Source organism: Arthrobacter sp. 147(2020) (genome assembly GCF_013116715.1).
Classification (GTDB): domain Bacteria; phylum Actinomycetota; class Actinomycetes; order Actinomycetales; family Micrococcaceae; genus Arthrobacter_D.
Map to the genome: position 1 here is coordinate 13207 of NZ_JABFOM010000020.1, position 12013 is coordinate 25219.

Sequence of the window (12013 nt, forward strand, 5' to 3'; positions counted from 1 at the left end):
GCCCCTGACTGTCAAGCGGCTGGTCTACTGCCGATGGTGGCGACCAGTTCGGCGTGGGTGCGGTCCGTGAGCCGGTACCAGAACATCACTGCGACGGCCACCAGGATGGTGATCGCCGGTGCCAGACCCGCCGCGACCCGGATGCCGAACATCGCCGCCTCGGACTGCTGAACCGCGCCTGACTGGTAGCCGCCCCAGGCCAGGGCGAAGGCGGCCAGGGCGCCGCCGAAGGCCATCCCCATCTTCCGGGTCGACGACAGCAGGGAGTAGTTGATGCCGTCGGAGCGTACGCCGGTTTTCCACTCCCCGTATTCCACCGTGTCGGCGATCAGCGCCCACACCATGATGCTGACGCTGGCCGCTCCGGCGAGGGCCAGGAAGATGCCCAGCAGTGCAACCCAGACCAGATCTGTCGGTGCCGCAAAGACCAGGACGCCCCCGACGGCGCTGGTGAGTCCACCGGCGATGTAGATGCTGCGCTTACCGAAGCGGTGCACCAGGCGGGGAGCCGTCGCCGCAAGCGCCAGGGTGATCAGCACCTGTGCGAGCGCCACTATCGGAAAGAGGTCCAACCGTTGCAGCACGTCCCGCAGGTAGAAGAGCTTGGCGGTGTTGGTGACGACATTGGACGTCATGAAGAGCAGCGAACTGATGCAAAGCACCAGCAAGGGAGTGTTGCCTTTCAGCGCCGCCCCCGCCTGTCGGAGCGAGAGCCTGGGGGATGCCTGATGGACCTGTTCCCGGGTGGATAGCGCGCAAAAGAGGTACAGTCCCGTACCCGCAACGGCGAAGCCGACGGTCAGCGTGGTGAAGATGGCCTGCAGGTCGGCGTCGGCGCTCAGGAGCGGTGCCACGAACACCCCCAGGATGGATGAGGTGGCGAGTCCACCGATAGTGCGGGCGCTGGCCAGCCGGGCACGGCTGCGGGGGTTGCGGGTCATGGCGCCCACAAGGGCGCCGTAGGGCACATTGACCAGGCTGTAGGCCAGGCAGAAGGCGAAGTAGGTGACGTAGGCGTAGATGATCTTCCCGGCGGGGTCCAGCCCCGGGACGTGGAACATTGCCACGCACAGCGTGAGCGGGACCGCCCCGAACAGCAGGAACGGCCTGAACTTGCCGAGCCTGCGATGGTAGTTCCGGTCCGCTGCCCGTCCAGCGAAGATGTCCGTGACGGCGTTGAACAGACCCGCAAGGAGCAGGACGGTGCCGGCGGCTGCGGCGGGTATACCGGCGACGTCGGTGTAGTAGACCAGCAGGAACATGCCGATGGTGGTGAACGCCATGCTGTTGGCCATGTCCCCCGCTCCATACCCCGCGATGGCGATGGGCCGGGGCTCGGGTCCAGCGGTGGGTTGGTTCATAGCGCTCCGGGGCCTTTCTGGGAATGAGCAGCCGGACGCGAGCGCTATGATGGGACGCAGGTTCCGAGAAAGCGTTTTCTTGGAAGGTATCAGTCGGTTAGCGCACGGGTCAATGCGGGCGCACTAATAGGCCGGCGTCGCGTGCGTCGGTGCTGATGGAAATGATCCGCGTCACATCCAACCGTTGACGCCCCGGAATTCCCTCGCTAGAGTGGAAAGCGCTTTCCAATACTTTCCTGTACCACCGTCAGTCCTCGCACCACACCGGGAGATCATCCATGACCACCACACGCACCCTCCGTATCGCCATGAACGGCATCACCGGCCGGATGGGGTACCGCCAGCACCTGCTCCGCTCAATCCTGCCCATCCGCGAAGCCGGAGGAGTGCTGCTGGCAGATGGGAGCCGGGTGCAGGTGGAACCCATCCTGGTGGGCCGCAGCGAATCGAAGATTCGGGACCTGGCCCAGCAGCACAAGGTGGAGCACTGGACCACCGATCTGGACGGCATCATCAATGACCCGACCGTCGATATTGTCTTCGACGCCTCGATGACCTCGCTGCGGGCAGCAACCCTGAAGAAGGCCATGGCGGCGGGCAAGCACATCTACACCGAGAAGCCCACCGCCGAAACCCTTGAGGAAGCCGTCGAACTGGCCCGGATTGCCCGCGACTCGGGCGTCACCGCCGGAGTGGTGCATGACAAGCTCTACCTGCCGGGCCTGGTGAAACTGCGCCGGTTGGTGGACGAAGGATTCTTCGGCCGCATCCTTTCCCTGCGGGGCGAGTTTGGCTACTGGGTCTTCGAGGGCGAGATCCAGCCGGCGCAGCGCCCCTCCTGGAACTACCGCAAGGAGGACGGCGGCGGCATGACCACCGACATGTTCTGCCACTGGAACTACGTGCTGGAGAGCATCATCGGTGAGGTCCGCAGCGTCAATGCCAAGACCGCCACCCACATCCCTACCCGCTGGGACGAGCAGGGCAAGGAGTATCAGGCCACCGCCGATGACTCCGCCTACGGCATCTTCGAATTGGAAACACCTGCCGGCGACAGCGTCATCGCCCAGATCAACTCCTCCTGGGCCGTCCGCGTCTACCGTGACGAACTGGTCGAGTTTCAGATCGACGGCACCCACGGTTCGGCAGTCGCCGGCCTCAACAAGTGTGTCGCCCAGCAGCGCGCCCATACCCCGAAGCCGGTCTGGAACCCCGACCTGCCGGTCACCGACTCGTTCCGCGACCAGTGGCAGGAAGTCCCAGCGAACGCCGAACTGGACAACGGGTTCAAGCTGCAGTGGGAAGAGTTCCTGCGGGACGTAGCCGCTGGGCGCGAACACCGTTTCGGGCTGCTCTCGGCCGCCCGCGGGGTGCAGCTGGCCGAGTTGGGTCTGCAGTCGTCGGCAGAGCGTCGCACCCTGGACATCCCGGAGATCGTACTGTGACCGCCCTACACCTCCCCTCCCGGGACGGAACCTTCAACCGGCACGAGCTCCGGGAAGCGACGTCGTGGCCCCGGCCGACGGCGTCACTTACCTCCCGCCACGTCTACGCGGCAGCCCACGTTATTCCGGTAGTGACCGCCGACAACACCCCCGGCGCACCAGCGGTGCTCGACTGGGACCACACCCTGGCTTACCGCAGGGAACTGTGGTCCTACGGCCTCGGTGTGGCTGACGCGATGGACACGGCGCAGCGCGGCATGGGCCTGGACTGGCCAGCCACCCAGGAACTGATCCGACGCTCGGGGGCGGAAGCCGCCGTCGTCGTCAATTCCAGCGATCCAGCTACCCGCGGGAAGTCGGTGCGCGATCTGCTCGCCTGCGGTGCGGGCACCGACCAGCTGGACCTGGCGGGGCTGCCCGCTGGCCGTGCGGGCCTGGATGCGGTCATTGAGGCGTACCGGGAGCAGGTGAAGGTGGTCTCCGATGCGGGCGCGAAGGTGATCCTGATGGCCTCGCGCGCGCTGGCCGCGGTGGCCGACGGCCCTGACGACTACCAGTACGTGTACGGCACGCTGCTCGCCGAGGCTGATCAGCCGGTCATCCTGCACTGGCTGGGGACCATGTTTGACCCCGCTCTCGCCGGGTATTGGGGGAGCGACGACGTCGCGGCGGCTACGCAGACCTTCCGCGACATCATCGCGGCGAACACGTCGGCGGTGGACGGCGTGAAGGTGTCCCTGCTCGACGCGGCACACGAGGTCGCCCTGCGGGCCGCGCTCCCGGCGAGTGTCCGGCTCTACACCGGTGACGACTTCAACTATCCGGAGCTGATCCATGGCGACGACACGCATCACTCGGACGCCCTGCTGGGCATCTTCGCGGCGATCTACCCGGCGGCCTCGGCCGCGCTGCAGGCGTACGACGCCGGCGACCCGGGCCGGGGGCGGGAGATCCTCGACTCCACCCGGGAGCTCGGCAAGCACATCTTCAGCGCGCCGACGCTCTACTACAAGACCGGGGTGGCGTTCCTGTCCTGGCTCAACGGCAAACAGCCGGGGTTCCAGATGGTGGGTGGCCTGCATTCCGGGCGGTCGGTGCTGCATCTGAGCGAGACCTTTGAACTGGCCGACGCCGCCGGTCTGCTGACCGATCCGGAGCTCGCAGCCCACCGCTTCAGCCAGCTGCTCGGCGCCTACGGAGTGAACGCGTGAGCGCCGCCGACTTCAGCCGCCTGTCGATCAACACGGCCACCACGAAAAGCCTGACCCTTGAGGAAGCGGTCCGTGTCTACGCCGACGCCGGCCTGCAGCACCTCGGCGTGTGGCGGGACCGGGTCGCCGAAGCCGGACTGGACAACGCGGTGCGGCTGGTGCTGGACGCCGGCCTGCAGGTGTCCAGCCTATGCCGGGGCGGTTTCCTCACCGCGTCCGACGCCGAAGGCCAGCAGCGCGCGCTCGCCGACAACACCGAGGCGATCCGTGAGGCTGCCGCGCTCGGCACGCGCGAACTGATCATGGTGGTGGGTGGCCTTCCCGCGGCCAGCGCACTGATCGGGGGACCCGCCGTCGACCCGTCAGCGCCCGGAGCGAAGGACGTTGCCGCCGCCCGACGACGGGTGGCCGACCGGCTCGCCGAACTGGTGCCAGTCGCGCAGCAGCACGGAGTGCGCCTGGTGCTCGAACCGCTGCACCCGATGTACGCGGCGGACCGCGCGGTGCTCTCCACCCTGGGGCAGGCCCTTGACCTGGCCGCACCGTTCCCCGCCGACACCGTCGGTGTGGTGGTGGATACGTTCCACGTCTGGTGGGATCCATCGCTGGAAGCATCGATCAGCCGGGCTGGCGCGGAGGGCCGGCTCGCCTCCTACCAGGTGTGCGACTTCAACCTGCCCATTGCCGCCGATGCGCTGCTGTCCCGCGGCTACATGGGAGACGGCTTCGTCGATTTCGCCACGATCGGGCGCTGGGTGGCCGACGCCGGGTACACCGGCCCGGTGGAGGTGGAGATCTTCAACCAGGGCATCTGGGACACCCCGGGCGCCGACGCCGTCGAGACGGTGAAGGCCCGCTGGGCTGAACACGTGCTGCCGCACCTTGCCTCGGCGCCTCTGCCCGCGGACGCGCGCGCCTGACAGCGTTCAGCGACTGACGCGGGAACTCGCCGCGTGGCCGCTGCATGGGGGACAGCGGCCACGCGGCACCACTCCACCGGCCACGAAGGTCAGCGGGTGGATAGAGGTTGCTTACGGCGTGTTTCCTTGCGGCGCGGTTGCGTACGGCGTGTCTGTTTACCGGGCGGCGGGAGCCGTGCGGGAACCAATCCACGTTGCCGCAGCATCCACCTCGGTGGGGTGCACGCCATGCCCGCCCTCGCGGACGGCCTGGTGGACGTCGGAGCCTGCGTTGTCGAGCACCGACTTCAGCTGCGTCACGCTGGTCAGCGGCGCCATGGCGTCCGCCTCCCCGTTGAAGAGTGCGACGGCGGTGCCCGACAGGTCGCCGTCGAACGAGCGGTCACCGAGCGGATACATCCCGGAGAAGGAGACCACGTCGGTCAGCGCCTGGGGGTGCAACAGGACGGTGGCCAGGGCGATGTTCGCGCCATTGGAGAACCCGACCGCGATGACCTTCCGCTCGCCCAGACCGTAGTTCCCGCGGGCCCACTCGATGAAATCGGCGAGCTCACCGGCACGCCGGACGACGTCGTCGACGTCGAACTTGCCCTCGCCGAACCGGCGGAACCACCGGTTCATACCCTGTTCCTGCACCGGACCCCGTGGGGCGAGGTAGCCCGCCTGGGGTGACAGGCGCTGGGCCAGTTGCAGCAGGTCATGCTCGGTGCCACCGGTCCCATGGAGCAGCAGGAGGACGGGGCTGTCGGGTTTTCCCGCATCGTAGAGGTGCGGCCACTGGTCAACATTGGTCATCTGATGCTCCTAGCTCAGGAAGGTGGCGATGGACGGATTGTTCTCATCGGGCACGTTGATCTTGGCGACGGCGTGCGAGATGGCATCCCGGTTGGGCTCCAGCCATGGTGGCAGCTTCAGGGAGCGCCCCAGCTCGAGCAAGGGCTCGTCGATGTCGAAGCCCGGGGTATCCGTGGCGATTTCCAGTAGAGTGCCGCCTGGCTCCCTGAAGTAGATCGAGGTGAAGTACTGGCGGTCGAGGATGGCCGTGACCGCGTAGCCGCGCTCCGCCAGTTCCTGGCGCCAAAGTTCCTGGGTGGCCTGGTCGGGCACCCGGAAGGCGATGTGGTGGACGGTTCCGCCAGCCACGAGGCCCCGCTCGCCGCGGCGGTCGGTGACCAGGTCAACGACAGTGCCGGGCTCGCCGTCGTGAGTGCTGAGGCGGTACCGCCCATCGGTTTCGCTGAGGATCTTCATGCCCAGGTCACGGGTGAAGGTTTCCAGGCTCGCAGTGGGGTCCTCGACGGTCAGCACCGATGAGTGCTGGCCGCGGACGGCGTACTCGGCGGGGACGGAGGCGGAGTCCCACGGGTTGCGCGGGTCAGTGAGCGACGACGCCACCAGGTCGATCTGCAGGCCGTCGGGATCGCGGAGCGACAGACGCTCTTCCTCTGAGGATGCCCGGGCGATCGATGACTCGACGCCGATGGCCTTGAAGTGGTCCTGCCACCAGCCGAGGGTGCCCTGCGGGACGGAGAACGCGGTGGTGGTGGACTGTCCGGTGCCGACCTTGCCGCTCCGGATGCCCTGCCAGGGGAAGAAAGTCAGGAGGGAGCCGGGGCTGCCGGCTTCGTCGCCGTAGTAGAGGTGATACGTGCCCGGATCGTCGAAGTTCACTGTCTTCTTGACGAGTCGCAGGCCCAGGCCCTTGATGTAGAAGTCGATGTTCTTCTGGGGGTCGCCCGCAATTGCGGTGACGTGGTGGAGCCCTTCAGTTTGTGCGGTCACACTTCCTCCTCGTTAGTTCCAGCGGTGGACGCCGGTATGTAGATGCAAACGCATGGACCACTCTAATTGTTCCCGGCGTGTTTGCGGAGTCCCCAGTGGGTTCCACGTAAAACCGGCCCCCGGAGCAAGACCCGCCGATTGCAAGCGGCGGATCTTGCTGTTGAGGCCGGTTTTGGCTCTGGCTGTGCCGGCGCGGGCGTGTTGATCTGGCTGTGCCGGCGCAGGCCTGCTTAGGCAGGCAAGGGGTGCCAGGATGGAGCGCGCTGGCACCGACGTGCTGACCGGGTCCCGCCGGAACGGACTCCGGCGGGTTGTCCACATAGCCTGGTAGACCCATGGAGATGTGGGTTTCGGCTGGGCATCCTAGTTGCCATGACAACCTTGCAGTGGCTGGAGCGAGAAGAGCTATGGCTCACAGGTGAACTCCATGACCGGGGGTTCACCACCGCCACTATCGCCGCCTTGGTGAGGCGAGGAGAGTTGGTTCGGGTCCGGCGCGGCTGTTACCAGTCCATTGAACGGTGGAAGACGTTGACCACGGATGGCCAGCAACTGCTCCGGGTGGTTTCTCATAGCGCGGTTGGCGCATCTCTGGGCAACGAGGCTCCGGTCTATAGCCACACCTCTGCGGCTCGTCTCCACGGGTTGTACCTGCTGAATCCCGATCCGCTGATTCACATTACCCAATCGTCGAATGCTTCACCGACGAGCCATGCCCGGGATGTTCGTAAGCATCAGGGGTGGTTGGCGGCCCCGGAGGTGACCCAGAAGCTCGGCCTGCTCGTCACCTCGTTGGAACGTACCGTGGTGGACTGTTCGCGGATCTTCCAGTATCGGCAGGGACTTGTCACAGCTGAGCACGCCCTTAGTCTGGGAGCCAACATCGCGGTGATGAAGCGCATCGTTGAAGGCCTCGCTAATCACAAAGGCATCGGGAATGCGCGGAGGGTGGTAGCGAACGCGAGCCACCTGTCGGAGTCTCCGGGCGAGACCCTCACGCTGGATGTCATGCGATCCCTGCGGATTCCGATGCCTGAACAGCAGGTCTGTGTCACCAGCAGGCTGGGTGACCACCGGCTGGACTTCGCCTGGCGGGACTTGCGCGCTGCCATGGAATTCGATGGCCGGGTCAAATACTTCGACTACCAGCCCACGTCTCAAGTCCTCTTTGAAGAGCGTCGACGCGAGAAGGCACTGGTCGAACTCGGGTGGACCATCCTGAGGATCGAATGGGCTGACCTGTTCAAGGAAGCAGAACTCAGGGAGCGGATCCTGAACCACCTTCGGAAGGCCGCTGCACGCCGGGCAGCCTAGCTCTGAAACTTTGTCCTCCATTGACGCGGTGCCAGTCTGCCGCCATATAAACGGCCCCTGGCGCAAGATCCGCCGGTTGCAAGCGGCGGATCTTGCTGTTGGGGCCGTAACTGCGAAGAAACTGGTTGACGGACATCCTTAACCAGCAATACTATTTCATCAGACAGAAGAAACCTTCCATAATACGGAATGACAACCGAACTTGGGGATCCTCATGACCTACACCGTGAACTGTTCAATCCTCCTCACCGAGTTGCCGCTGCTGGAGCGTCCGGCGGCGGCAAAAGCGGCCGGCTTCGACGCGGTCGAGTTCTGGTGGCCCTTCCCCACCTCGACGCCGTCGGCCGCGGAGGTCGAGGAGTTCGAGAACGCCATTACCAGTGCTGGCGTCCAGCTGACCGGCCTGAACTTCAACGCGGGAGACATGCCCGGCGGGGATCGCGGCCTGGTGTCCTGGCCAGACCGCAGTGAGGAGTTCCGGGAGAACCTGCCCGTCGTCGTCGGGATTGGGAAGCGGCTGGGCTGTACGTCGTTCAATGCCCTGTACGGCAACCGGGTGGACGGCGTCAGCCCGGAGGAGCAGGACGCGCTCGCCGTCGACAACCTGGTGCTCGCCGCAGAGGCGGTCGCCGCGATCGGCGGAACCGTCCTGCTGGAACCGGTCAGCGGCGCCGACCGCTACCCGCTCAAGACCGCCCAGGATGCCCTGGACGTCATCGCCCGGGTCCACGCCCGCGGTGCCAGGAACATCTTGCTCCTCGCCGATTTCTACCACCTGTCAGTGAACGGCGACGACGTCAGCGCCGTCATCGAGGCCCACGCCCAGGACTTTGGGCACATCCAGATTGCCGACGCACCGGGCCGCGGCGCTCCCGGCAGCGGAAACCTCCCCCTGACGGACTGGATCGACCGCAGCCGCGCCCTCGGCTACCAGGGCCCGATCGGCCTCGAATACAAGACCCCCGCCGACCAGGCATTTTCCTGGGCCACCACGACAGCCAGCAAGTAAAGGACCAGCACAATGACACACGTTGCAGTCATCGGACTCGGCATCATGGGGCTCCCCATGGCCATCAACCTCGTCTCCGCCGGCCACACGGTCACCGGGTACAACCGCAGCCAGGGCCGGATCGACAAGCTCACCGCCGAGGGCGGTCGCGGCGCCTCCAGCATCGCCGATGCGGTGGCCGAGGCCGACGTCGTCATCACCATGGTGCCGGATTCCCCGGATGTGGAGGAGGTCGTCGGTGGTGCTGACGGCGTGTTTGCGAACGCCAGGAGTGGAGCCCTGTGGATCGATGCCAGCAGCATCCGGCCCGACGTCGCCGCCCGCCTCGCCGACGAGGCCAGGGCTGCCGGTCTCCGGCCCCTCGACGCACCGGTCTCCGGCGGTGAGCAGGGCGCCATTGATGGTGTCCTGTCCATCATGGTCGGCGGCGACGCCGCCGACTTTGAGGCCGCGCAGGACGTTTTCGCCGCCGTCGGGAAAACCATCGTGCACGTGGGTCCGTCCGGGTCAGGTCAGACCGTCAAGGCCGCCAACCAGCTGATCGTCGCCGTCAATATCGGCGTCCTCGCCGAAGCCATCACCTTCCTCGAGGCGTACGGCGTGGACACCGCAGCCGCCCTGAAAGTGCTCGGCGGCGGGCTGGCGGGCTCCAAGGTGCTGGACCAGAAGGGCCAGAAGATGCTCGACCGCAACTTCGACCCCGGGTTCCGGCTGGCACTGCACCACAAAGACCTCGGCATTGTCACCTCAGCTGCCCGTGAAGCCGGCGTCGCCACCCCGCTGGGTGCCCTCGCCGCGCAACTGGTTGCCTCGCTCGTCACCACGGGCGACGGCGGCCTGGACCACTCAGGCCTGTTCAAGCTGATCAATCAGTTGTCCGGCAAATAGACAGTATGTAGACAGAAGAGGGACTTCCCATGCCACGAATGCGCGCCGTCGATGCCGCCATTGCCATCCTCGAACGGGAGGGTGCCACCACGGCGTTTGGCCTGCCGGGTGCCGCCATCAACCCGTTCTATTCAGCGATGCGCGCGCACGGCGGCATCCGTCACATTCTCGCCCGGCACGTCGAGGGCGCGTCCCACATGGCCGAGGGGTTCACCCGGGCGAAGGAGGGCAATATCGGCATCTGCGTCGGCACGTCAGGGCCAGCCGGGACCGACATGATCACCGGCCTGTACTCGGCCTGGGCTGACTCGATTCCCATCCTTTGCATCACCGGTCAGGCCCCGGTGGCGAAGCTGCACAAGGAGGACTTCCAGGCGGTCGATATCGCCAGCATCGCAGGGCCGGTCACCAAGATGGCCGTCACGGTGATGGAGGCTGGCCAGGTTCCCGGGACCTTCCAGAAGGCGTTCCACGAGATGCGGTCGGGCCGTCCGGGACCGGTGCTGATCGATCTGCCGATCGACGTGCAGCAGACCATGATCGAGTTCGACCCGGAGACCTACGAGCCGCTCCAGGTCCACAAGCCGGAAGCGTCCCGTCGGCAGCTCGAAAAGGTGCTGGACATGCTCGGGGCCTCCGAGCGACCGCTGATCATCGCCGGCGGAGGGATCATCAACTCCAACGCGTCAGCGGACCTGGTGGAGCTGGCCGAACTGCTGAACATCCCCGTCATTCCCACACTGATGGGCTGGGGCTCCATCCCAGACGACCACGATCTGATGGCCGGCATGGTGGGACTGCAAACCTCGCACCGCTACGGCAACGCAACCCTGTTGGAGTCCGACGTCGTCGTCGGGATCGGCAACCGGTGGGCCAACCGCCACACCGGAGCCCTCGACGTGTATACGAAGGACCGGAAGTTTATTCACATCGATATCGAACCCACCCAGATTGGCCGGGTCTTTGCGCCGGACTTCGGCATTGTCTCCGACGCAGGAGCGGCCCTCCGTGGCCTGGTGGCGTTGGCGAGGGAGCGGAAGGCCCAGCAGGGTCTGCCCGACTGGAACGCCTGGGTGAAGAACTGCGCGCAGCGAAAGTCAACGCTGCAGCGCAAGACCAACTTCACCCAGATCCCGGTCAAACCCCAGCGGGTGTACCAGGAGATGAACCTGGCGTTCGGTCGGGACACCCGGTACGTGTCGACGATCGGCCTGTCGCAGATTGCCGGCGCCCAGTTCCTGCACGTGTACGAGCCCCGCAACTGGATCAACTGCGGGCAGGCCGGGCCGCTGGGGTGGACCCTGCCCGCGGCACTCGGCGCGGTCCAGGCCGATCCGGCGACGCCCGTGGTGGCGCTGTCCGGGGACTACGACTTCCAGTTCATGATCGAGGAGCTCGCCGTCGGCGCCCAGTTCCAGCTGCCCTACATCCACGTGGTGGTCAACAACTCCTACCTGGGCCTGATCCGGCAGGCGCAGCGCGGTTTCGAGATGGATTATCACGTGTCCCTGGCGTTCGAGAATGTGAACGCCCCGGAGCTGGAGGGCTACGGGGTGGACCACATCAAAGTGGCCGAGGGGCTGGGCTGCAAGGCCATCAGGGTCCGCGAAGCCGATGACCTGCAGGCGGCCTTCGAGAAGGCGCGGGCCCTGATGAGCGAGTTCCGGGTACCGGTGGTGGTGGAGGTGATCCTGGAGCGGGTGACCAACATTGCGATGGGTGCCGCCGGGATCGACGCGATCAACGAGTTCGAGGACCTCGCCGAAACCGCTGCGGACGCCCCGACGTCGGTTCCCTCCCTGACGCTCTAGGCACTCCGGCGCCGAGCGGTTTGCTCTGGCGGGCCCGACGGCGATCGGGTCGCCACAGCTAACCCCTCGGCATCGTCGGGCGGGCAAGGGTGGCCCGACGGTGAGCACCTTGTACACGTGTGGCGGGTGGCTGAGCGCTCGCGGATCGACGTCGCAGTCGTTGTGCAGCTGTGGCGGGTACGGGAGCCCTAAACCCACCACAGCTGCGCAAGCTGTCTGACCGACCCGCCACAGCTGCACAAAAGTTCGGCCGCGCGAGCGAGCAAAGGCTG

Annotated in this window: 10 protein-coding genes; 7 read left to right on the plus strand and 3 right to left on the minus strand. The window is 66.2% G+C overall.

The genetic code is table 11. The annotated features are described in order from the left end of the window. Positions 1-11: 11 nt before the first annotated feature. A complete protein-coding gene (locus tag HMI58_RS12720; RefSeq protein ID WP_171620262.1) occupies positions 12-1361 on the minus strand; it encodes a glycoside-pentoside-hexuronide (GPH):cation symporter in 1350 nt (449 codons plus the stop codon). A gap of 278 nt (positions 1362-1639) precedes the next feature. Between HMI58_RS12720 and HMI58_RS12725 the strand changes: the two genes are divergently transcribed. From HMI58_RS12725 to HMI58_RS12735, 3 genes are read left to right on the plus strand one after another with little or no spacing between them, the layout of a single operon-like run. Further along, entirely contained in the window at positions 1640-2806 is a 1167-nt protein-coding gene (locus tag HMI58_RS12725; RefSeq protein ID WP_171620264.1) for a Gfo/Idh/MocA family oxidoreductase, read from the plus strand. Continuing rightward, positions 2803-4017: a dihydrodipicolinate synthase family protein gene (locus HMI58_RS12730; RefSeq protein WP_171620266.1), complete on the plus strand. Its 1215-nt coding sequence runs from the start codon at positions 2803-2805 to the stop codon at positions 4015-4017. The genes HMI58_RS12725 and HMI58_RS12730 overlap by 4 nt, the downstream gene beginning before the upstream one ends. Beyond that, on the plus strand, positions 4014-4937 hold the full coding sequence (locus HMI58_RS12735) for a sugar phosphate isomerase/epimerase family protein (protein WP_171620268.1): 924 nt from the start codon (positions 4014-4016) through the stop codon (positions 4935-4937). The genes HMI58_RS12730 and HMI58_RS12735 overlap by 4 nt, the downstream gene beginning before the upstream one ends. Before the next feature lie 156 nt (positions 4938-5093). On the opposite strand, the gene HMI58_RS12740 is transcribed toward HMI58_RS12735, so the two are convergent. Next, the gene (locus HMI58_RS12740) at positions 5094-5732 is read right to left on the minus strand and encodes an alpha/beta hydrolase (RefSeq protein WP_171620270.1); all 639 of its coding nucleotides are present in this window, start codon (positions 5730-5732) and stop codon (positions 5094-5096) included. Positions 5733-5741: 9 nt separating this feature from the next. Beyond that, positions 5742-6719 (minus strand): ring-cleaving dioxygenase, encoded by a 978-nt coding sequence (locus tag HMI58_RS14970; RefSeq protein WP_171584348.1) that lies wholly within the window; start codon positions 6717-6719, stop codon positions 5742-5744. Between the two features lie 372 nt (positions 6720-7091). On the opposite strand from HMI58_RS14970, the gene HMI58_RS12750 reads away from it, so the two are divergent. The 4 genes from HMI58_RS12750 (at position 7092) to gcl (ending at position 11741) form a co-directional block, all read left to right on the plus strand. Beyond that, positions 7092-8033, plus strand: coding sequence for a type IV toxin-antitoxin system AbiEi family antitoxin domain-containing protein (locus HMI58_RS12750; protein WP_171620273.1), 942 nt, complete (start codon positions 7092-7094; stop codon positions 8031-8033). Positions 8034-8247: 214 nt separating this feature from the next. Next, positions 8248-9042, plus strand: a complete 795-nt coding sequence (locus tag HMI58_RS12755; protein ID WP_171620275.1) for a TIM barrel protein — start codon at positions 8248-8250, stop codon at positions 9040-9042. A gap of 12 nt (positions 9043-9054) precedes the next feature. After that, positions 9055-9930 carry a 2-hydroxy-3-oxopropionate reductase gene (locus HMI58_RS12760; RefSeq protein WP_171620277.1) on the plus strand — a complete coding sequence of 292 codons (876 nt, stop codon included), beginning with the start codon at positions 9055-9057 and terminating at the stop codon, positions 9928-9930. A 29-nt stretch (positions 9931-9959) separates the two neighbouring features. After that, positions 9960-11741, plus strand: a complete 1782-nt coding sequence (gcl, locus tag HMI58_RS12765) for a glyoxylate carboligase (protein ID WP_171620279.1) — start codon at positions 9960-9962, stop codon at positions 11739-11741. Positions 11742-12013 lie beyond the last annotated feature (272 nt).